Origin of the sequence: Hymenobacter wooponensis (assembly GCF_004745865.1) — a bacterium.
Lineage (GTDB): Bacteria > Bacteroidota > Bacteroidia > Cytophagales > Hymenobacteraceae > Hymenobacter > Hymenobacter wooponensis.
The window spans coordinates 406851-429273 of sequence record NZ_SRKZ01000006.1 but is presented as its reverse complement, the minus strand read 5'-3'; the positions used below and the strand labels follow the sequence as shown (position 1 = coordinate 429273).

General features: G+C 53.3%; 19 protein-coding genes. 13 read left to right on the top strand and 6 right to left on the bottom strand.

Annotation, left to right across the window (positions count from 1 at the left end; translation table 11 throughout):
* Nucleotides 1-60: 60 nt before the first annotated feature.
* From prmC to rfbA, 7 genes are all read left to right on the top strand, one after another.
* Nucleotides 61-921 carry a peptide chain release factor N(5)-glutamine methyltransferase gene (gene prmC, locus EU557_RS20875; protein ID WP_135532414.1) on the top strand — a complete coding sequence of 287 codons (861 nt, stop codon included), beginning with the start codon at nucleotides 61-63 and terminating at the stop codon, nucleotides 919-921.
* 197 nt (nucleotides 922-1118) lie between these two features.
* A complete protein-coding gene (locus EU557_RS20870; RefSeq protein ID WP_135532413.1) occupies nucleotides 1119-1712 on the top strand; it encodes an acyltransferase in 594 nt (197 codons plus the stop codon).
* Nucleotides 1713-1762: 50 nt separating this feature from the next.
* Complete coding sequence (locus EU557_RS20865) at nucleotides 1763-3061, top strand: nucleotide sugar dehydrogenase (RefSeq protein WP_135532412.1); 1299 nt, start codon at nucleotides 1763-1765, stop codon at nucleotides 3059-3061.
* 90 nt (nucleotides 3062-3151) lie between these two features.
* Entirely contained in the window at nucleotides 3152-4183 is a 1032-nt protein-coding gene (gene galE / locus EU557_RS20860; protein ID WP_135532411.1) for a UDP-glucose 4-epimerase GalE, read from the top strand.
* A 126-nt stretch (nucleotides 4184-4309) separates the two neighbouring features.
* Nucleotides 4310-5365, top strand: a complete 1056-nt coding sequence (rfbB, locus tag EU557_RS20855; RefSeq protein ID WP_135532410.1) for a dTDP-glucose 4,6-dehydratase — start codon at nucleotides 4310-4312, stop codon at nucleotides 5363-5365.
* Nucleotides 5366-5459: 94 nt separating this feature from the next.
* Nucleotides 5460-6467 (top strand): SDR family oxidoreductase, encoded by a 1008-nt coding sequence (locus tag EU557_RS20850; RefSeq protein ID WP_135532409.1) that lies wholly within the window; start codon nucleotides 5460-5462, stop codon nucleotides 6465-6467.
* 76 nt (nucleotides 6468-6543) lie between these two features.
* On the top strand, nucleotides 6544-7416 hold the full coding sequence (gene rfbA / locus EU557_RS20845) for a glucose-1-phosphate thymidylyltransferase RfbA (protein ID WP_135532408.1): 873 nt from the start codon (nucleotides 6544-6546) through the stop codon (nucleotides 7414-7416).
* Between the two features lie 98 nt (nucleotides 7417-7514).
* Here rfbA and chrA read toward each other — a convergent pair whose 3' ends face one another.
* A complete protein-coding gene (chrA, locus tag EU557_RS20840; protein ID WP_245326345.1) occupies nucleotides 7515-8690 on the bottom strand; it encodes a chromate efflux transporter in 1176 nt (391 codons plus the stop codon).
* 232 nt (nucleotides 8691-8922) lie between these two features.
* The gene (locus EU557_RS20835) at nucleotides 8923-9900 is read right to left on the bottom strand and encodes an isopenicillin N synthase family dioxygenase (RefSeq protein ID WP_135532407.1); all 978 of its coding nucleotides are present in this window, start codon (nucleotides 9898-9900) and stop codon (nucleotides 8923-8925) included.
* A gap of 131 nt (nucleotides 9901-10031) precedes the next feature.
* Here EU557_RS20835 and EU557_RS20830 point away from each other — a divergent pair, with 131 nt between their 5' ends.
* Together EU557_RS20830 and EU557_RS20825 are read left to right on the top strand one after the other, a co-directional pair.
* Nucleotides 10032-10862: a hypothetical protein gene (locus EU557_RS20830; RefSeq protein WP_135532406.1), complete on the top strand. Its 831-nt coding sequence runs from the start codon at nucleotides 10032-10034 to the stop codon at nucleotides 10860-10862.
* Between the two features lie 454 nt (nucleotides 10863-11316).
* Entirely contained in the window at nucleotides 11317-13359 is a 2043-nt protein-coding gene (locus EU557_RS20825; protein ID WP_135532405.1) for an OmpA family protein, read from the top strand.
* Between the two features lie 120 nt (nucleotides 13360-13479).
* On the opposite strand, the gene floA is transcribed toward EU557_RS20825, so the two are convergent.
* Nucleotides 13480-14481 (bottom strand): flotillin-like protein FloA, encoded by a 1002-nt coding sequence (gene floA, locus EU557_RS20820; RefSeq protein ID WP_135532404.1) that lies wholly within the window; start codon nucleotides 14479-14481, stop codon nucleotides 13480-13482.
* Between the two features lie 74 nt (nucleotides 14482-14555).
* A complete protein-coding gene (locus EU557_RS20815) occupies nucleotides 14556-15086 on the bottom strand; it encodes an NfeD family protein (RefSeq protein WP_483423404.1) in 531 nt (176 codons plus the stop codon).
* A 36-nt stretch (nucleotides 15087-15122) separates the two neighbouring features.
* On the opposite strand from EU557_RS20815, the gene EU557_RS20810 reads away from it, so the two are divergent.
* The gene (locus tag EU557_RS20810) at nucleotides 15123-15713 is read left to right on the top strand and encodes a Crp/Fnr family transcriptional regulator (protein WP_167855299.1); all 591 of its coding nucleotides are present in this window, start codon (nucleotides 15123-15125) and stop codon (nucleotides 15711-15713) included.
* Nucleotides 15714-15786: 73 nt separating this feature from the next.
* Nucleotides 15787-16359 (top strand): DinB family protein, encoded by a 573-nt coding sequence (locus tag EU557_RS20805; protein WP_167855298.1) that lies wholly within the window; start codon nucleotides 15787-15789, stop codon nucleotides 16357-16359.
* Nucleotides 16360-16431: 72 nt separating this feature from the next.
* Here the strand turns inward: EU557_RS20805 and proS are convergent, their stop codons facing one another.
* Nucleotides 16432-17907, bottom strand: a complete 1476-nt coding sequence (proS, locus tag EU557_RS20800; protein WP_135532400.1) for a proline--tRNA ligase — start codon at nucleotides 17905-17907, stop codon at nucleotides 16432-16434.
* A gap of 186 nt (nucleotides 17908-18093) precedes the next feature.
* Here proS and EU557_RS20795 point away from each other — a divergent pair, with 186 nt between their 5' ends.
* Nucleotides 18094-19398, top strand: coding sequence for a hypothetical protein (locus EU557_RS20795; RefSeq protein ID WP_135532399.1), 1305 nt, complete (start codon nucleotides 18094-18096; stop codon nucleotides 19396-19398).
* A 78-nt stretch (nucleotides 19399-19476) separates the two neighbouring features.
* The gene (locus EU557_RS20790; RefSeq protein WP_135532398.1) at nucleotides 19477-20991 is read left to right on the top strand and encodes a hypothetical protein; all 1515 of its coding nucleotides are present in this window, start codon (nucleotides 19477-19479) and stop codon (nucleotides 20989-20991) included.
* A gap of 72 nt (nucleotides 20992-21063) precedes the next feature.
* Here the strand turns inward: EU557_RS20790 and EU557_RS20785 are convergent, their stop codons facing one another.
* Nucleotides 21064-22032: a hypothetical protein gene (locus EU557_RS20785; RefSeq protein WP_135532397.1), complete on the bottom strand. Its 969-nt coding sequence runs from the start codon at nucleotides 22030-22032 to the stop codon at nucleotides 21064-21066.
* Nucleotides 22033-22423 lie beyond the last annotated feature (391 nt).

The following is a 22423-nucleotide window of genomic DNA, read 5'->3' as shown; positions in this document are numbered from 1 at the left end:
AGCCAGAAGATGCCGCGCCGCCGATACCCCTGCCAGCGCGCCGGGAGCTACCTTTGCGGTATGTCAACGGTTCGTCAGCTCACTACTTCTTTGTCAGAGGCCTTACGGGCTATTTACCCCGCTCCTGAAGCTGATTCTATAGCCGGACTGGTGCTAGAACATGTGCTAGGCCTCTCACCGTTGCACCGCCGGATGCAGGCCAATGAGCCTGTACCGGAGTTAGGAGAACAGCAACTGGCCGCCATTCAGGAAAGGCTACTAACCCACGAGCCACTGCAATACGTGCTAGGTACGGCGCACTTTGCCGACCTAGAGCTAGAAGTATCGCCCGCCACGCTTATTCCTCGTCCCGAAACCGAGGAACTAGTGGCACTCATAACCCGTGAGCAGAAGGGCGGCAATAGCCTACGCATTTTGGATATTGGCACTGGTTCGGGTTGCATTCCCATTGCCCTAGGCCTGTCGCTGCCTGGCAGCATCCTCACGGCTGTTGATATCTCCCCCGAAGCCCTAGCCGTGGCACAGCGTAATGCCGTTCGTTACGCCGTTACTGTCGATTTCCAAGAAGTGAATATTCTTACGGCCGAGCCTCATCTTACAAGTCAGCTAGATGTGCTGGTAAGTAACCCACCTTACGTGCTGGAAGAGGAGCGGGACCTTATGCGCCCCAATGTACTGGCCTACGAGCCAGCTACGGCGCTATTCGTGCCCAACCACGATCCGCTGCTGTTTTACCGCCGTATTGCGGAGCTAGGTCAAAGGATACTGCGCCCAGGTGGTAACCTATATTTTGAAATAAATGAGCGGTACGCTCAGGCTACCGTTGCCATGCTCCGTGAGTTAGGATACCAACAGTGCGAGATGCTGGCAGATTTATTTGGCAAAGACCGGATGACGCGCGCCACCTGGATAGGAGCTTGAGAAAAAAGAAGTTGCCCCTTTCATAGAGTCCTAACAAGGTCGATATAGCGTCAACTACCGCCGAGGTGGGCTGCCTTGATATGGTATTTGCTGACTGTTAGCAGAACCTTAACTCGCATCCGTTCAAAGTTCTATCCTACCGAACTAGCAAAACCCCTACCTTTGCCGGCTGAATTCCTCTCTCCAATCACCTCGGTATGCCTGAGCCTTTGGCTTACTATGCGCACTCTACTGCCATCCTAGATGAGGGGTGCCGCATTGGTGATGGTTGCCGAATTTGGCATTTCTCGCACATCAGTGCCGGGGCCGAGTTAGGCCCTGATTGTTCCCTAGGCCAGAATGTATTTGTGGCCGATGGTGTACGATTAGGTAGAAATGTGAAGGTGCAGAACAACGTTAGCCTCTACACTGGCGTAGAGTGCGCCGACGATGTCTTTATTGGTCCTTCTGTGGTCTTTACAAATGTGCTAAATCCGCGCTCTGCCGTGCCCCGCCGCCATGAGTATCGTCCTACCTTAGTAGAACGTGGCACAAGTATTGGGGCTAACAGCACTATTGTGTGTGGTATCCGCCTCGGAGAGTATGCGTTTGTAGGCGCGGGCTCCGTGGTAACTACCGATGTAGCACCTTATTCCCTCGTGTATGGCAATCCTGCCCGCCCCCGCGGCTGGATGAGCACGCACGGGCATCAGTTGAGCTTTGATGCCAATGGCCTAGCCACTTGCGCTGAAAGCGGCCAACAGTATCGCCTGATGAATAACCAGGTTTCTCCTATTACCCCAGAATTATAAGCTGCCAGCTTTTTCCGTCTTTACTAACTCAAGTTTCTAAGTCCCGACCCGTGTACGAGCAACTCCTCCAGAAACAAACCAAGCTGGCCGTTATTGGCCTCGGCTACGTAGGCCTGCCCATCGCCCTCGAATTTGCCCGCAAAATCAAAGTGATTGGCTTTGATATCAACGCGAAACGGGTGGATATGATGCGCAACAACATTGATCCGAGCGGCGAGCTGGAAGCCAAGGATTTTGAGGGCTGCGATATTGAATTCACCGATTCTTTGGATGTACTGCGCGAAGCTACTTTCTACGTGGTAGCAGTGCCTACGCCCATCGATGAGCACGCCATGCCCGACCTGAAGCCGCTGCTGGGCGCTTCTTCTTCGGTAGGCAAAGTTCTGAAAAAGGGCGATTACGTGGTGTTTGAAAGCACCGTATACCCAGGCTGCACCGAAGAAGATTGCATTCCAGTAATGGAGAAGCACTCAGGACTGAGCTTCGCCAATGGCGACTTCAAGGTGGGCTATTCTCCCGAGCGCATTAACCCCGGCGACAAAGAGCACACGCTTTCCAGCATTGTGAAAGTAGTAGCCGGTTGCGACGCTGAGTCATTGGAAGAAATTGCCAAGACGTATGAACTGGTAGTGAAGGCCGGAGTACACCGCGCTAGCAGCATTAAAGTAGCTGAAGCTGCTAAGATCATTGAGAACACCCAGCGCGACGTCAACATTGCCCTGATGAACGAGCTGTCGATGATTTTCGACCGCATGAGCATCAATACCTATGAAGTACTGGAAGCCGCTGGCACCAAGTGGAACTTCCTGAAGTTCTCGCCTGGCCTGGTAGGCGGCCACTGCATTGGCGTTGACCCCTATTACCTCACCTACAAGGCTAAAGAGCTGGGCTACGATGCCAAGGTGATTCTTTCGGGCCGCACCACCAATGATAACATGGGAGCCTACATTGCTCGCAAAACGGTGCAGACCATGATTAAGCAGGGCAAAGACGTAGCTAAAGGCCGCGTGCTAGTGATGGGCGCCACGTTCAAAGAAAACGTGGAAGACATCCGCAACTCTAAAGTGGCCGATGTTATTCAGGAGCTGAAGAACTTCTCCGTTAATGTCGATATCATTGACCCGCACGCTGACTCCGATGAGTTGCACCACGAGTATGGCTTCCGCCTAACTCCGCAGGATCAGATCCGCAACGACTACGATGCGATAATTGTAGCCGTAAGCCACCAGCCTTACATGGAGTTAGACGAGGCGTATTTCAAATCTATTACCAACCAGCCGGCGGTGGTAGTAGACATCAAAGGTCTCTTCCGCAACAAGATTCAAGAATTGGCTTACTGGAGCCTATAAAAAGTAATTGATGAGCTGATGAAGAGCAGGCCTAATAACCTTACTTCATCAGCTCATTAGTTTGATCTCTGGCTGTTTCACCGACTGAAAATGGAGCGCACCAAAATACTAGTAACGGGCGGCGCGGGCTACATTGGCTCGCACGCAGTAGTAGAGCTGTACAATGCTGGCTTTTTGCCGGTGATAGTGGATAACTTCAGCAATTCGCGTGAGCAGGTGCTCGATGGTCTAGAGCACATTTTAGGTGTGCGCGTGCCCGTGCACAACATTGACTGCAACGACGAGGAGGCCCTACGTGCGGTATTTGCTGAGGAAGGTAACCTGCGTGGCGTGATTCACTTTGCCGCTTTCAAAGCAGTAGGCGAGTCAGTAGCTAAACCCCTGGAGTACTACCGCAACAACGTAGGCTCACTCTTAGCCCTGCTTTCGGTAATGCGGGAGTTTGGGGTGAATGCACTGGTTTTCTCTTCTTCCTGCACTGTATACGGCATTCCGGATCAGCTGCCCGTAACTGAGCAGACGCCTACGAAGAAGGCTAATTCTCCCTACGGAGCTACTAAGCAGATGTGCGAAGACATTCTGCGTGATATTGCTGCCGTGCCTGAGCAGCCCTTGCGAACCATTTTGCTGCGCTATTTCAACCCGATTGGGGCCCATCCTTCGGCTGAAATTGGTGAACTGCCCCTGGGCGTACCGCAAAACCTGGTGCCGTTCGTAACGCAAACGGCCGCCGGTATCCGAGAGCAGCTTACCATCTACGGCGACACGTACGATACGCCCGACGGTACTAACATCCGTGACTATGTGCACGTGGTAGACTTAGCAAAAGCACACATTGTAGCGGTGCAGCGCCTGCTAGATGGCCACGGCGAAGCGGTAGAAACCTTCAATGTGGGTACCGGTCATGGTAACTCAGTGCTGGAAGTGGTGCACGCCTTCGAGCGGGCCACGGGCCAGAAGCTGAATTACAAAATTGGCCCTCCTCGCCCCGGTGATGTCCCTGCTATCTACGCCGATGTTACCAAGGCTACCTCAGAACTAGGTTTTACGACTACCTCTACCCTCGACGAGGCACTCGCTAGCTCTTGGAAGTGGCAGCAGGCCTTGGATCAAAAAAAGTAACGCAGGTAGTATAGACAAGCCTTCCTAGGCCTGTCCAAAGAAAATCGTCTTTTCATAACGTCAGCCAGTGGTAAGTTTACCCTGGCAAGCTTGGCACATAACGGGCCTTACGTACTCTTTACATCTATGAAAATCATCATCACCGGCGGAGCCGGCTTCATTGGGTCGCACGTGGTGCGCTTGTTCGTAACGAAGTATCCGGAATATCAGATTCTGAATTTGGATGCCCTGACCTACGCTGGCAACCTCGAAAACCTGCGCGATATTGAATCGGCGCCTAACTACCGTTTGGTGAAAGGCGACATTACGGATCAAGCCTTTGTAGATCAGTTGTTTGCTACCGAAGAGCCCGACGCGGTGATTCACCTAGCAGCTGAGTCCCACGTTGACCGCAGCATCACTGATCCGCTGGCGTTTGTGAAGACCAACGTACTGGGCACAGTACACTTGCTGAATGCAGCCAAGAACCTGTGGAAGCCACTGGGCTATGAAGGCAAAACCTTCTACCATGTGAGCACCGACGAAGTATACGGCTCCCTAGATTTCGGCCCCGAGATGTTCACTGAAGAAACCAGCTACGATCCCCGCTCTCCGTACTCGGCTTCCAAGGCTTCTTCTGACCACTTCGTGCGGGCCTGGCACCACACCTACGGCCTGCCCGTGAAACTGAGCAACTGCTCGAATAACTACGGCCCCAACCACTTCCCTGAGAAGCTGATTCCGTTGGCCATCCACCGTATTCAGCACGGACAGCCGGTGCCGGTGTACGGCAAGGGCGAAAACGTGCGCGATTGGTTGTTCGTGAAAGACCACGCTACTGCCATCGACGCCGTATTTCACAAAGGCAAACTGGGCGATACCTACAACATTGGTGGCGTGAATGAGTGGGCCAACCTAGAGCTGATTCACCTGCTCTGCGACACGCTCGACGAGAAAACTGGCAAAGAGAAAGGTACGTCTCGTAAGCTCATCACCTTTGTAACCGACCGGGCTGGCCATGATTTGCGCTACGCTATCGATAGTAGCAAAATCATGAACGAGTTGGGCTGGAAGCCTTCTGTAACGTTCGAGCAAGGCTTATCGCAGACAGTAGACTGGTATCTAGAAAACACTGAGTGGCTCGAGCACGTGACTAGCGGTGCTTATCAGCAGTACTACCAGCAGCAATACGCTACGCGCTAAAGCGCTTCAATGAGCAATGATTACATGAGCAGTGGCCTACGCTGTTTAGTAATCCATTGCTCATTGTGCATTCATCACTGTTAATCAACACAACGTGTACAATACCCCCTTTCACGACCAGCCAATTGATAATCTGGCTTTCCTGGTAACAGGTGGAGCTGGTTTTATTGGCTCTAACTTGGTCGAATACCTGCTCAAGTACGGAGCCAAGGAAGTGCGCGTCCTGGATAACTACTCTAACGGTTTCCGCAAGAACGTTGCCCTATTCGAAGGCAACCCAGCATTGCGAGTAATTGAGGGCGATATCCGCGACCGGCAAACCTGCATTGATGCCTGCCAGGGTATTGATGTAGTGCTACATCAAGCTGCACTGGGCTCCGTGCCTCGTTCCATCAATGACCCCATCACGAGTAATGACGTGAACGTTGGTGGCTTTGTGAACATGCTGGTAGGTGCCAAAGAAGCGGGAGTAAAGCGTTTCGTGTACGCTGCTTCTTCCTCTACCTACGGTGACCATAAGGCCCTGCCAAAAGTGGAAGACCGTATTGGCAAGCCGCTGTCACCTTACGCCGTGACTAAGTACGCCAATGAGCTGTATGCCGATGTATTTGGCAAAACCTACGGCATGGAAATCATTGGTCTGCGCTATTTCAACATCTTTGGTCCCCGCCAAGACCCTAATGGGGCATATGCTGCCGTTATTCCGCTCTTCATTGATGCTGTGCTGGAGGGCAAGTCGCCGCGCATGAACGGTGATGGTGGTCAGACTCGTGACTTTACCTTCGTTGAAAACTGCGTGCAGGCCAACATTAAAGCGGCGCTGGTGCAAAACCCAGAAGCTGTGAACCAAGTGTATAACATCGCAGTAGCAGACCGGACCTCCCTCAATGACCTGTTCAATATCCTGAAGGAAGAGGCCGGCTCAGATATTACCCCTGAGTACGGCCCCGACCGCCCAGGTGATATTCGCGACTCGTTGGCCGATATCAGCAAAGCGCAGAACCTGCTAGGTTATAACCCACAAATCCGCATTCGGGAAGGGTTGCAAAAGACTCTTGCTTGGTTTGAAGCCAACCAGGAGTTTATTGCAGAGCGGAATTAGCTAAAGCACCCCTACGCTGCCTTAGCTGGCTTCACGAGAGCCAGTAATCAAGATCTTACTATAGCAACACCCTAACATGAAAGGTATTATCCTCGCCGGTGGCTCTGGCACCCGTTTGCACCCGCTTACCCTAGCTGTTTCCAAGCAGCTGATGCCCGTCTACGACAAGCCGATGATATACTATCCGCTGTCGATTCTAATGATGGCTGGTATTAAGGATATCCTCATCATTACGACGCCCCACGACCAAGAGCAGTTTAAAAAGCTGCTAGGAGATGGTAAGAACTTGGGCTGCAACTTCCAGTACACCATTCAGGAGGTGCCAAATGGCCTGGCTCAGGCCTTCGTGCTAGGTGCTGACTTTATTGGCGATGACAAGGTAGCGCTGGTGCTCGGCGACAATATCTTCCACGGCGAAGGCATGGAGGAACTACTCAAGTCCAACAACAACCCAGATGGGGGCGTGGTGTATGCGTATCACGTGCATGACCCAGAGCGTTACGGCGTAGTGGAGTTCGATGAGAACCACAAAGCCCTCAGTATTGAGGAAAAGCCCAAGCAGCCCAAGAGTAACTACGCGGTACCTGGCCTATATTTCTACGATAACGAGGTAATCGAAATTGCCCGTAACCTCAAGCCTAGCCCCCGCGGCGAGTACGAGATTACAGACATCAACCAGGAGTATCTGCGTCGGGGTAAATTAAAGGTAGGAATCCTGGGCCGTGGTACAGCTTGGCTTGACACAGGCACTTTTGAAAGCCTAATGCAGGCCGGCGAATTTGTGCGCGTAATAGAGCAGCGCCAGGGGCTCAAAGTAGGTTCTATCGAAGAAGTAGCTTATCGTCAGGGGTTCATCAATGCTGACCAACTGCGTGAAATTGCGGCTCCGCTTCGCAAGAGTGGCTATGGTGACTACCTAATGCACCTGCCCGAGCAGCTATTGATGTAACAGCCTGTTTAGGTAAGCGCTAAACAGACGAAGCCGCCTACTGGCCTAGCACAAAATTTTCTGTGCTAGGCCAGTAGGCGGCTTCATGTATTCTATAGCTAAAAGATAACCCCAGCCAGCAACGCCGCTCCTACAATGATGTAGGAAGGCACCCGCTCCCAGAGCAGTACCAAAAAAGTCACCACGATAAGCCCCAGGTTAACAGGGGTTTCTGGTAAGGGGTGGTACAGCAAAAAGGTAGCAGCACACACTAAGCCGGCTGATACTGCATTAATACCTTCCAACGACGCTTTAATCACTCGGTAGCGTTTCAGCTGGTCCCAGAAACGAATCAGGAAGAAGATAAGGAGCGTGCCCGGCATGAAGATACCGGCAACTCCCACCATAGCCCCCAACAGTTGTCCGCTCATGCCGCTGCCCGCCTGGCGCATGGCCAAGGCTCCTATGTAGGAGGCAAAGGAAAAATTAGGCCCCGGCATGGCCTGCACTAGGCCTAGTCCAGAGAGAAACTCTTTGTTGGTTAGGTAATGCTTAAACTCAACAAACTCAGTGTAGAAGAGAGGAGCCAGCACCTGCCCACCACCAAATACCAGGCTGCCGTTGCGGTAGAAATTCTCAAAGAGCCTAACCGGCAACAGCTTAGTGTAAGAGCCCAATAGAGCTGCACTCACAAACACTCCCAGCCACAGCAAGAAGTTCGACCATTCAATTTGGAGCGGGATGGTTTGCTCCCTAGGCATTTTTCGGTAGCGGAAGGTTGTCACGCTCCCGCCGGCCAGTAGCAGAATAGGCATAAGCCAAGGCAACTGAAAGCGGTATACTAGTAGTGCCGATACCACCATAATCCCCACCGAGGTTTTAGTATGAATAACCTTCTCGGAGATTTTATAGGCAGAGTAGGCCACAAAGCCAATGGCCACGGGCTGTACAAACTGGACTAGTCGGGCTACTTGGTCCTTATCGAGGTAGCTGATCATTAGGCCGGCTGCCGTCATGAAGCACACCGAGGGAATCATCCAGACCAGCAGGGTGAGGTAAGCCAGGTTAGGACCACCCAGCCGGAACCCAATAGCCGTGATGGTTTGCGTAGAAGTGGGGCCCGGTAAGATCTGACACAAGGCAGTAATCTCCAGCAGGTCGGCGGCGGTAAGGTAGCGGCGCTTGTCAACGAGCAGGCGCAGCATCATGGCCATGTGGGCCTGAGGGCCACCAAAAGCGGTGAGGCCTAATGCCGCGACATCCTTCAGGAAAATTAGGTTACGCCCGCGCTTCACCCGTTCCGGCGGACGGAGCGGGGGCGAAGTAGGTACGGTTGAAGGGTTTTGGGGTAGCAAGGCAATGCAGCGTAGATGCTTGACAAAGAAGCAGAAACCAGCCAGAAAAACAACCGGCCCCGACTGCGGGTGCAGCCGGGGCCGGCGTGAAAACAAGGGAACGGGCAGGTGGCGCGAGTGGGATTACGTAAGGTCCTGATGAGTTCAAGCGCGGGCACCTACGGCCAGGGGACTATTTTTTCTTTAGTCCCAGCTCTATGAGGCGCTCATTCAGGAACTCGCCGGCAGTAATATCGGCTTCCTTTTTCGGGTTTTCAGGTGTTACGCAGCTCTCCAGGGCCGCCAAGCTCATTTCGGAGCGGGGGTGCATGAAGAAGGGAATGCTGTAACGGGAAGAGTTCATCTTCTCGCGGGGTGGGTTCACCACGCGGTGGATGGTGCTCTTCAGCACGCCATTGGTGAGGCGCTGCAGCATGTCGCCCACATTTACCACAATCTGGTCGGGGAGAGCAGTAATTGGAATCCACTTTCCGTCGCGGCGCAACACTTGCAGGCCGTCGGCAGAAGCTCCCATCAGTAGCGTAATCAGGTTGATGTCGCCGTGCTCAGCAGCGCGAACAGCATCGGCCGGAACGCTGTCCGGGTTTTCGATGGGGTAGTAGTGGATGGGGCGCAGAATGCTGTTACCGTTGCGCACCTTATCATCGAAGTAGTTCTCGGGCAAGTTGAGGTACAGAGCAATGGCCCGTAGTACATCTTTGCCGGCGGCTTCGAGGGTCTTGTAAGTGGTTAAGGAGGTTTCAGCAAAGCTGTTTACTTCCTTCGGCCAGATGTTGTCGGGGTATTCAGCACCAATGGGGTCATTGGGGTCGTCTACTTCCTGGCCTACGTGGTAAAATTCCTTCAGGTCGCCGGTATTGCGGCCTTTGGCGTGCTCCTTGCCTTTGCTAACGTAGCCGCGCTGGCCAGCTAGCTCAGGCTTTTCGTACTGCTGCTTTACGTCGTCGGGCAGTGAAAAGAACGACTGCACGTCGGAGTAGAGCTTGGTGGTCTGCTCAGCGTTCAGACCATGGTTTTTAAGCGCAATGAAGCCAATGTTCTGGTAGGCTTCACCGAGTTGTTGAACAAAGCGGGCTTTGCGCTCCGGGTCACCAGAGCGAAAATCAGCCAGATCGAGGGAGGGAATTTCCTCCAGCAGTTTTTCTTCCATGGGGGAGAAACGATATACTTTTTGGAGAACCTTACGTAAGGCGCAAGGTACTTAAAAAACGCGTCTTTGCGGTGATAGTAGACCACGAGCAGGCTGCTCGCTAGGCCACCTTCAGTACTACGTACAGCTCTATGAAAACAACTACATACTTACTGAGTAGCGTATTGGTTGTAGGCCTAGCCGCCTGCGATACTACCCGCCGGGTGCAGCAACCAGAAGAGGAGCCTACCAGCGAAGCCGTGTCCAGCTTGGGCTCTGAGGCAAGTTTAGAAAAGAACGGCATTCGTCTGACGCCTCTTACGGGGTCGCCCAAAATGGCCGAGGCCCAACTAGTGCTGAAAACGCCTCCTCCAGGTTCGGCCGTGCCCAGCGGCAACGTGGCCTTCGACTACGACCTCACCAACTTCCAGCTAACCCGCATGACGGGCGGACCTCATGCTGAGCACCTAGCCAATTCACAGCAAGGCCAGCATATTCATAACATCGTAGATAATCAGCCTTACACGGCTCACTACACCAGCGAGTTCAGTAAGCCCATCCCCGACGGGCAGCACGTAGTACTCTCCTTTCTGTCACGCTCTTATCATGAGAGCCTGAAGCACCGCGGGGCCTACGACCTGCGGGTACTCACGGTGGGGCCCGGCGTATACAGCACCCAAAACTTTGATTTACAAGCGCCCCACCTGTTCTACAGCCGTCCGAAAGACGTGTACAAAGGCGCCGATACCAAGAGGGTGATGCTAGACTTTTACTTAGTAAACACTACTCTATCGCCTGATGGCAACAAAGTGCGGGCTACTATTGATGGCACTGAATTCTTGCTGGATCAGTGGGTGCCCTACATTATGGAAGGCTTAGCACCCGGGGAAAACACCATAAAGCTAGAGTTGCTGGATTCCAAAGGCAATCAAATTCCGGGACCTTTTAATGCCGAAACGCGCACCTTCACTTTGCAGCCCTAGGGGCAAGTTGAAAATTCAAGAAATGCTTACACAAGCATATAGCTGCTTGCACGTTACTGCACTAACGAAAGGCAAGTTGCCTTTGGCAGCGCTGAGTTGTGGAATTTAGAGAACATTGAAGAGTAGCAGGATCATTCCTAAGAGCTTTGTGTAACAGAAAGCCCTAGGTGATCTTACCTTTGTGGTCCAACTAACTGGTTGGAATGAGTACAAAGGAGAAATAAAAATTTACTTTTTCCTGGATTTAGTTAGCTTAGTAGAAGAATTTGCTGACGGGTTGTTAGGCCCTGATCCTATGTCATTGAGCACTACCAGAATAGCTCTACGCACTTAAGTGCAGCTTTCGTAGAGATTTGCAACTTACCAAACACTCAAAACGTCTAAGAGGATTCTGACCAGTTGGCACTTTAAAGCACGTGACCATCTAAGAGCCTTATGTTTTGCCCTTGACCATATGAGCATCCGAAAAATACTGTTGTCGGGAGGGTTGGTAGTAGGGATACATGGTGTTACGCAGGCCCAGCACGCTGTATGGGCCAGCAAAGTCGTGGCCGTTTCATCGCAGAAGGCGGAAGGCAAAGAAGCTTTCTCCCCTGAAAAAGTACTCGGTGAGCCCAATGCCCTCCCCCTAGGCCAGGCCAGCAACGAAGCCTGGATTCCGAGAAAGGAATCAACCAACGAATTTATAGAAGTGCGATTTTCTAAATCGTTGGTTGCTAAACAGGTAACAGTAATTGAGAACTTCAATCCTGGCTCCATTTCCAAAATTGAGCTAGTGGATACCCGCGGTCAGAAGCACCAGGTGTATGAGAACAAAGAACCGGGTCCTATTCCGGAAGCGTTTCGTGCCCTGCAGGTTACGTTCTCGCCGGGTACTTACCGTACCATTGGCATTGTAGTATCACTGAATACTAAATCAGTAAATGGGGTCAACCAGATTGACGCCATTGGTATTGCCGATGTGGCCGAAACGATGGTGAAAAAGGAGTTTCAGGCGGAGAAAAATGCCGTCAGCTTCGACTCTGCCATGGTGAACTTAGGGCCCACTGTTAACACTAAATACGTCGACACCCACCCGGTTATCTCTCCCGATGGCCGCACGCTGTTCTTTGCCCGTCAGGAAAGTCCGCAGAACGTAGGAGGGGCCAAAGACCCCCAGGACGTGTGGTACTCAACGCTGCAAAACGCCGATAAGAAGACCTGGAGCCAGGCCAAAAACATTGGTAGCCCCATCAACACGCCCGGGCCAAATGGGTTGGCTTCCGTATCATCAGATGGAAATACGGCCCTCCTGATTAACGTGTACAAATCCGACGGCACGATTGATCCTAAGGGCTTGAGCATAACGCACCGGACCAAAACGGGCTGGAGCCAACCTGAAAAAGTCAATATCGATGACTTTTACAACGACGACCCCGACAATGTAGACTATTACCTGGGCATTTCGGGTAAGGTGCTGTTGATGGCCGTAGATCGGAAAGATGGACAAGGCCAGCAGGATATCTTCGTTAGCTTCCGCAAGGAGGATGGTACCAGCTGGACCAAGCCGCGCAACCTTGGCTCTAATATTAATACCAAGAAGCCCGAGTTTGCCCCCTTCTTGGCGGCGGACGGCAAGACCCTCTACTTTGCGTCTGAAGGGTGGGGAGGCTATGGCAAGAGCGACATTTTCTACAGCAAGCGCATCGATGATTCTTGGACGAACTGGACCCGTCCGCGCAACCTGGGCTCAACCGTGAATTCCCCTGACTTCGATGCGTACTATACCGTATCGGCGGCCGGGGAGGAGGCCTACTTGGTGTCGGCCCGCAAAGGCATCGACAACTCCAAGGATATCTTCCGCATTAATCTGACGCCTACTTTCCGTCCGGAGGTAGTAACGTTGGTTCGCGGCCGAGTGCTCGACGCAGCCACGAAAAAGCCCATTGTAGCTACTATTCACTACGAAAACCTGCTGACAGGTGAGGAGATTGGCGTAGCTGAAACCAGCCCGGTGGATGGCTCTTACACCATTGTACTGCCTTCGGGGGCCCACTATGGCTACCGGGCAGAGTCAAAAGAGTACTTGGCGGAGTCAGATAACTTAGACGTTACGGACCGGCAGAAATACTCAGAAGTAAACCAGGATTTGTACCTAGTACCCTTCGCCGTAGGCCAGACCATCAAGCTGAATAATATCTTCTTTGCGCAGAGCAAATATGTGCTGCGCGAAACTTCTTACCCGGAGTTGCAGCGCCTAATCAAAACGCTGAAAGCGTATCCGCAGGTAGAAATTAAGATTGAAGGCCACACCGACAACCAGGGTGACCCCGCCCTGAACCTGAAGCTGAGCCAAGACCGCGTGAACGAGGTAAAACGGTACATCGTGAGCAAGGGAATTAGCAGCAGCCGTATTACCACTGAAGGTTTCGGCGACAAAAAGCCCATTGCTTCTAACGAGCAGGAAGAAACCCGCCGCCTTAACCGTCGCGTAGAGTTCCGCATCACCAAAAAGTAACCCAGCTATAGCGCCGGCAGTGAGGCTGGCACGGGTTACAGATACAGTGGCCTACACAACGCAAAAGCCCTTACCTCCACGCTGGAAGTAAGGGCTTTTTAAGTTCAACGCCTGCTAGGCCTAGCTTAGGCGAGTTTCATCGCGGCCCGGCTTGGTGCTGCTGTTTTGGCCGCTGGGGTTAGCAATGGAGTCGCGCATGTCGGTGTCAGACTGGATGTTGCGCATCTTGTAGTAGTCCATGATGCCAAGGTTACCAGAGCGGAAGGCCTCGGCAATGGCTTTCGGAATTTCAGCCTCGGCGTCTACCACGCGGGCCTTGGCTTCCTGCGTCTTCGCACGGTTTTCTTGCTCCATAGCCACGGCCATGGCCCGGCGCTCTTCGGCCCGGGCTTCGGCTACGCGGAGGTCGGCGGAGGCTTGGTCGGTTTGGAGCTTAGCGCCAATGTTCTCTCCGATGTCGATGTCAGCAATGTCAATGGAGAGAATTTCGAAGGCCGTACCTGCATCCAAGCCTTTTTGGAGCACTAGCTTAGAGATTTTATCCGGGTTTTCCAGCACTTCCTTATGCGACATTGACGAGCCGATGCTGGTTACAATGCCTTCACCCACGCGGGCCAAAATGGTTTCCTCACCCGCCCCACCTACTAGCTGGGCAATGTTGGCGCGTACCGTAATGCGGGCTTTGGCAATGAGCTGAATGCCATCCTGAGCCACAGCGGCTACATTCGGCGTATTAATCACTTTAGGGTTAACGCTGGTCGTGACGGCCTCAAATACGTCGCGGCCCGCTAGGTCAATGGCCGTGGCTTGCTTAAAGCTGAGCGGAATGTTGGCTTTATCGGCAGAGATAAGGGCTTTGATTACGCTGGGAATGTTGCCACCCGCCAAGTAGTGCGTTTCCAAATCATTGGCCGTCAGCTCTAGGCCAGCTTTGGTGGAGGTAATCATCGAGTTTACGATTAGGGAAGGCGGCACCTTCCGTACCCGCATAAACGCCAGTTGGAACAGGCTCACCCGCACGCCCGAGAACAGGGCCGTAATCCAGAGGCTGATTGGGAAGAAGTACAGAAACACCAGCAGCACAATGCCACCGACGATAATCGGGAAGAAAGGAAAATCCATACTGTCTAACAATCAATGAACGGCTAGGGAAGAGGTAACTCGGTAGCAACTAACAACAAAAACAGGAGAACCAGCTAGGCCACCTTTTCTACTACAATGCGGTTGTGCTCAATTGCCAGTACGCGCACCTCAGAGCCGGCTGCTACAAACTCGCCGCGGGTAGTTACTTCCCGTCGGTCATCCTCGAAGAGGACCGTGCCAGCCGGGCGCAGGGCGGAGAGAGTGCGGCCCGTAGTGCCCGGCACTACATCGGGGTGACGCACGTCGTGCACGCGGGCGTGGTTGACGTTGGTGAGAGCCATGCGGTTGAGGTTCTTGGGCCTAAGCCCCAGGTATATCAAGAAGCCGACTACCACCGCCGAGCTAGCCAGTAGCACGTGGCCCGCCCCGGTGCCAAAGTCGCGGTAGCTGAACCAGATACCTGCTATGAGCAGGCCAAAGCCCACGAGACCCACCACCGTAGTGCCGGGAATAAAAATGACTTCGACCGCCAGGAATAACAACCCGAAAAGGAGCAACAGCGCAATTGTGAGCCAATCCATAGGAGTAAGGTGTTTGGTTAGGAAAAGATACGCAGAAGCCCAGTAATGGCTTGGCTTTCTTATCTTTTCCAGCAGGTTTTATGCTACGCTACTGCTGTCGTGTCGTCGTCTTCCGCCACATTATCTCCCGCTTTTCAGGCTCTTAAAGAGCTTCTAGGCCAGGTGCCACAACTCACCACCGCCGATGTTGAAGCTTTTGTAGGGTATTGGCAAAAGCAAGTGCATCTGCCGCGGGGCGAGTTTCTGATTCGGCCGGGCCAAGCAGAGCACACGCTGTACTTTGTGCATACTGGCCTACTGCGCATTTACTTCCCGGCGGGCCCTGAAGAAATCTGCGTAGGCTTTGGGTACGAGAGCAGCCTGCTCTGTTCGTTTCCCTCCTTCGTGACGGCCCAGCCATCGGAGTATGGTATTCAGGCGTTGCGCAAGAGTGCGCTGCTCGGCATTAGTCGCTCAGATTTTATGACTTTCATAGAGCAGAATATCAACTTCGCTCACTTCTGGCGTGCAGAGCTTGAGCGCAACTTGGTAGGCCGCATCGAGCGAGAAATAGATCTGCTCCTGCCCGACCCGGCTCAGCGTTACCAGCGGCTACTAGCCCGGAGCCCAACGCTATTTCAGCGGGTTCCGAAGAAGTACATTGCTTCTTATCTGCGCATGACGCCCGAGACGCTGAGCCGCCTGCGCTAAATATTGATTGCCGTCAAGGTTTTAGTGGCCTAGGCTCCGGATGTTTGCTCTACACAACAGCCAATGCTTGCCCATGCGCCCAACCGCTTTCCTCACCGACCTTCAGCAACGGTTAGCTTCCCTTGATGCTACGCTGCACCAAGAGCTGCTGCCCTTACCCGAAGCCGTATTGAACCACAAGCAAAGTCCCGAAAGCTGGAGCGTGCTAGAATGCCTGGAGCATCTAAACCGTTACGGGCGTTACTACCTGCCCGCCCTGCAACGGGCTCTAGGCCACCCAGAAGCCGCCAGTAAGCCAGAGGAGGAAGTTGGGTTTAGCTGGTTGGGCCGCAAGTCGTATGAGCTGGTGCGGCCCGAGAACCGGAAGGCCCAGAAGACGCTTAGCCGCATGAACCCAGCCCGTAGCCATCTGACGCCCGCGGTGCTGCAGGAATTTGAGGCGCAATTGGCCGCTTGGAGTTCCTTGCTGCCCTTGGCTGCCCAGGCTAATCTCAACCGCAAGGCAGTTCCCGTTGAGTTCTTTCGGCTGTTGAAGCTACGAGTAGGGGAGGCGTTGCTATTTGTAGTAGCGCACATGCAACGCCATGTGCAGCAAGCGCAACGAGCCGCGGTAATATCAGTTCAGCCGCAGCCACAACTTAAGTAACGCTGTAAACGCAAAAGCCCCGCTGCCTTGGAAGCAGCGGGGCTTTTTAATTTGCTACATAGTGGCCTAGGCCTAGTAGGCGCGGGCGAAGTACACCCGGCGCTTCGAGGGCTTACCCGTTACAATGCAAATGCCATCCTCATCGGGCTCGTTGAGTGCAATGCAGCGGATAGTGGCTTTGGTTTCCTCCTTGATGCGCTCCTCGGTTTCGGAGGTGCCATCCCAGTGGGCTACTACAAAGCCCGGCTTGTTGTCGAGCACCTGCTTAAACTCCTCGTAGGTATCTACGCGAGTGGTGTTCTCCTCGCGGAAGCGTAGGGCGCGCTGGTAAATGTTGCGCTGAATATCCTGTAGCAGCTGATCTACGCTGTTCACGATATCGGCCAGCGGCAGGTTCATCTTCTCCTTGGTATCGCGGCGGGCAACTTCTACGGTGCCACCATCTAAGTCGCGCATACCTACGGCAATGCGAACGGGCACGCCTTTCAGCTCCCATTCAGCAAACTTAAAGCCGGGACGCTCAGTGTCGCGGTCATCAATCTTCACCGAGATGCCACGCTCAATCAGGCCCATTTGCATCGGCCGGATGCGCTCCAGCAACTCATCAAGTTGGCCAGTTTTGTAAATGGGCACAATCACCACTTGGATAGGGGCCAGTTTGGGCGGCAGCACCAAGCCTTCGTCATCGGAGTGAGCCATTACCAAGGCACCCATCAGGCGGGTACTCACGCCCCAGCTAGTGCCCCATACGTGCTCTAGGCCACCCTCTTTAGTGGCAAACTGCACATCAAAAGCTTTGGCGAAGTTCTGGCCTAGGAAGTGAGAAGTACCAGCCTGCAGTGCCTTGCCATCCTGCATCAGCCCTTCAATGCAGTAGGTGTCGAGGGCACCAGCAAAACGCTCATTTTCAGTCTTTACGCCTTTTACCACGGGCAGGGCCAGCCATTCCTCCGCGAATTGAGCGTACACCTCCAGCATCTGGCGGGTTTCAGCTACGGCCTCCTCGGCGGTGGCGTGGGCAGTGTGGCCTTCCTGCCACAGGAACTCGGCAGTGCGCAAGAATAGGCGGGTACGCATTTCCCAGCGTACTACGTTGGCCCACTGATTAATGAGCAGAGGCAAGTCGCGGTAGCTCTGAATCCAGTTTTTGTACGTGCTCCAGATGATGGCCTCCGAAGTAGGGCGCACCACTAGTTCTTCCTCCAGCTTGGCGTTTGGGTCAACACGCAACTTACCGGGGTTTTCGGGGTCTGTTTGTAGGCGGTAGTGTGTTACTACGGCACATTCCTTGGCAAAACCTTCCGCATTTTTCTCCTCGGCTTCAAATAAGCTTTTGGGTACGAAAAGCGGGAAATAGGCATTTTGGTGACCCGTCCGTTTGAACATATCGTCCAAGGTCCGCTGCATCTTTTCCCAGATGGCGTACCCGTACGGTTTGATCACCATGCAGCCACGTACGGCCGAGTTTTCGGCTAGACCAGCACGTTTCACCAATTCATTGTACCACAGAGAGTAATCTTCACTGCGCTTAGGCAAACTTTTGCTCATATTCGGAGTATCTTTGATTGGGCAGAAAGGTTCCTTTTCTGGTATAAGATTTGTCTCAGAGAAAGGGCACCGTTTCGGGGCCAAATTACGTTATTAAATCCGGAGGATATGGACCAACCCTGGCCCTTCATCGCCGGGCACTATTAGTTTTTAATCTTCCGATTCGTTCTTTTCGCGCTAGCATCCATGAAAAAAAGCATCCACTCCGTATTGCCCGCTTTAGCCCTGCTTACGCTGGGCGGCTGCGCTGGCACGTCGGCCCTCACCACTACGGAGAGCGACGGCGTTTATTTTTCTTCCAAGGACCGGGTAACGGCCCCGGTAGCTATGCAATCGGCTACTCAGACTCAAACGGATGCTAGCAACCCTGGCGACGTGGCTAACCCCGACTATACTGGTGACAGCAACTCCTCTGCCAGTAGCGCCGAATATTATGATAACGGCTACAGCTATGCTGAACGCCTGCGCCGTTTCCACCAGCCGGCCTATCGAGGCCTAGGCATGGGGTACTATGATTTTGCCTACACCGACCCATTCTGGTACGGTGGTCCGGCTTACGCCTATTATCCGGGAGCTTATTCCCGGTTCGGTTCGGCCTTTTATGATCCGTTTTACTCTCCTTTCTGGGGAGGCGGCTCTTTCATCAGCATCAGCTTCGGGCGGCCTTGGTATCGTCCGTTCGGCTATGGCTATAGCCCTTACGACGCGTATGGCTATGGTTATGGCGGCTACGGCGGATATGGCTACGGCTATGGTGGCCTAGGCGGTTTTGGTGGCTATTACGGAGGCCTAGGCTCTGGCTACTACGGTGGTGGCTCCTACGATAATAACCCGCGCAACCGCGTAGTATATGGCCCGCGCCGTGATGGAGCAGTTGATGCTTCTCGTGCTACGGGTACCGCTACCAGCAGTGGCCCCCGTGGGCAAGTGCAGCAAAATGGCGTGTTAGCGCCAGCTACTGGCTCTACCGGAGTGGTTTCTTCTCCGCAGCCCATCCGGGGCCGTGGCCGCATAGAGGCGGATGGTACTAGCCCAGCGCCTGCTGGTTCATCGCAAGGTGTTGTATCTGGCAGCAACGGTACTGACCGCACAGGGCGCGTGCTCTCCGGCGACCGGCGTGAGGTGCTTTCATCACAACCGAATCTTGATCCAAATGGTGGTCGCCGCTGGCGGGTACTGGAGCAAGCATCGGGGCAGCTTGGTGCGCAGCCTTCTACCTCACCAAACGACTACAACCAGCCCCGCCGGGGTCGGGGTTGGGTCAATGATGGACAGCCCGCACAGCAGTCTTCGGGTTCTGCAGAGCAGCCAGCACGCCGTGAGCGGGCTTGGCAGCAGCCTGCCCGCACCTACGAGCAACCCTCACGCTCGTATGAGCAGCCCACTCGTAGCTACTCAGAGCCTTCACGCAGCTATTCGCCCTCAAATAGTGGCGGGGGTAACAGCGGTGGCGGCGACGGTGGCTCGCGCGGCCGGGGTCGGGTACAATAATCCCGCTTAGGCTGTCGTATTTGGTGCGTCTACCGATGAACGGCCAGCCTATATGGCTGGCCACTCTCTTCCTTTCCCATGAAAAACCTGAAATATGGCTTGGGCCTGGCTCTCATGGGCTTGGCTAGCCACGCCTTTGCCCAAAACGAAGCAGATGCTCTGCGCTACTCCCGCATACAATTTGGTGGTCCGGCACGAGCGCTGGGCATTGGGGGCGCCACATCGGCCGTAGGCGCCAACTTGGGTAGCTTAGTATCTAACCCTGCTGGTCTAGGCCTCTATGTGAAATCAGATGCCAGCTTTACTCCCGGTTTCGGTCAGCTTTCCACTAAGGCACAGGCTGGCTCTTCTAGTATAAGCGACCAGCGCTCTTCGTTGCTCTTAAGCAATTTAGGTGTAGCCTTCACTAACCGCTTGACTGACGACGACAACACATCGGCGTGGCGCTCTGGCACATTTGCCTTTGGTATTACTCGCCTGAATGATTTCAACAGCCGCTACCATTACCGTAACACTACCACCGAAGACCGTTCGTTTTTTCAACGGTTACGCGAGCCACGTGTTAGCTACGACGATATAGACCAAGAGTATCAGGACAACGCCTATACCTCGCTTGATGGACTGGCCTATGGGGCTTATCTGACCAACTTTTATCGCAGCCGCCTTACCGGGGGTGACTCGTTAGGCACCTTGCGGCGGGTGGGTGACATCAACCAGGAGGAAACGGTGCAAACCAGTGGTGGCCAAACCCAGTTTGACTTTGGCTACGGCGCCAGTTACCGTGATAAACTCTATATCGGGGGAGCTATAGGAGTTGTGAGTACTCGCTACAAGGAGACTCGTGATTTTCAGGAAACGGAGAATGATCCTAATACACCCTTCACCAGCTTGCTCCGCCGCAATACATTAGAGACTAAGGGAACAGGATTCAACTTCCGGCTAGGGGTAATTTACCGCCCAGCAGACTATATGCGGTTTGGTTTGTCGGTACAAACGCCTACGTTCAGCAAACTCACTGACTCTTACGGCGCTTCTATTCAATCTAACTTTAGCCGAGAGCCTTATTCGGGCGCTGGTGTTACCTCCGCCTCTGAAAGCACGCAGCCAGGAGAGTACACCTATCAGCTTACTACGCCTTTCCGGGCTACCGGTGGAGCTGTTTTCCTTCTTGGTAAATATGCCTTCGTGAGCGGTGACGTGGAGTATGTGAATTATAGCCAAGCACGGTTATCTGGTGCCGATGGAGATGGGGCCAGTGTGTTCTCAGTTGAAAATGAAGCCATCAGCAACAGCTACGGCAAAGCCCTTAATTACCGCGCTGGTATAGAAGGCCGTTTCGAAGTATTCCGAGTACGGGCTGGCTACGCCCGCTACGGCGACCCCTTCAAAACGGCTACGTTTGATCGCGCACAGAATTTCTATACTGCCGGCGTCGGCTTTGCTCAGCGGAATTTCTACCTAGATCTTTCGGGAGTGTATAACACCACCGACAGCTACACTTCCGCCTACACGATTGATAGCGGCCGCCAGCCAGTAGTAGGAGTGAAAGGAGACCGGTTTGTTACATCCGTCACCGTTGGAGTCAATTTCTAGTCAGTATTTCTAGGCCACTAAAAAGGGCTCCTCTCATTTCTGGGAGGAGCCCTTTTTAGTGGCCTAGAAATACTACTTCGATATTCTTACCTGAAGTACCAGCGTAGGTATGGCCGTGGTGAGTATGTCTTCCACGAAGATAGCGCCATTTTTGCCTTCAGGGGTACGAAAAGCAATAACCTGGTTTTTGGCAACCGAGCCTGTATAGGTGGAGTCGCCAGGAAACGGAACTCCTCCTGCAAAAGCAGAAGCAAACTGTGCGGGGGTAGTAAGGGCCGTGAAAGCGGTATTGGTGAGTGTAGTTTGTCGAATGCGAGTCAGGCGCTTAATGGGCCATATAGTATCAGTAAGCTTAGCTCCTTTGTAAAAAGGAGTGGCTAGCCCTGGCCCGGTTGTTACACTGGGTACGTAGAACAGATCGATAAGCTGCTGGGCATCGCTGTTTTGGGGAGCCTTGTATACCGTAAACTTTGGCAGCGCTAGGCCAGAGCGAAGAGCCAAGAAACTGCGACGTCCAGCGTTATTAGCTGAAGGCGCTTGAAGACCTATTCGATAACTGTGGTAGATAAACGCCGAATCAGCACGACCTAGGCGAAGGGTGAAACTACGCGTACCTACTTCTTCATTATTATCGGTAGCCTCGTAGCGCCAGGTTTCCTTACCTGCGGTAGTGCGTGCAGGCTGCACACTTTGAAAAGCAAACTTTTCCGTAAACCGCGTAACGGTCTCGAAGGTAGTATCTAAGTATATGAGGGTAAAGGAGTCTTGATCGCCTTCTCGGTAACCTGCCTGGGGGTAAATAATGCCTTCAGGCAAAGGCTGGTATTCAGCAGTAATTCGCATACGTGTTAGGCGATTACCCTTCTCAGCTTCAGCATATATGCGGGTGGCTACTGTGTCGCCGGGTACGGTGAGCCGACGGTTGCCCGTATTGAAACGGCTGCTAGCCACAAAATCAACGCGGGGGCCTGAGTTTAGGTCGGTCTCACAGGCTACCAGGCCTAGTAGAGGAAAGAGCAGGAGAGTAGGATGAAAGCGCATAACTGCGTAAAGATCGGAGATTTAGTGGGGTATACACAACTCGTAAAACGGCTACAGCATTAAGAGCTTAGTGTGGCCTAGAGCTTAAAGGCCAGCTTTTCTTAGACAATAGCTTCGCCTTTATGCATGAGGCTGCAAGCGTACTGGGAGCGTTTTTACCTAAACGCCTAACTCTCGCCGACATTTTACTTTCTGCTGTATGTACTTTAGGCTCCCTCGCTATATCCCTATGCCAATAACTCCATGTGGCTCTCGCTGGCATCTGAGAAAGAGGCGCTTTCGTAGCCTGCGTTGGGTTCTGCTAAACCTGGATGGCAGGCAACCATTGTTCCTTTATAGTGAAAGCGCCTTTGTGCGGAACCAGGCAAGGACTGGCCTAGCCGTGTAAACA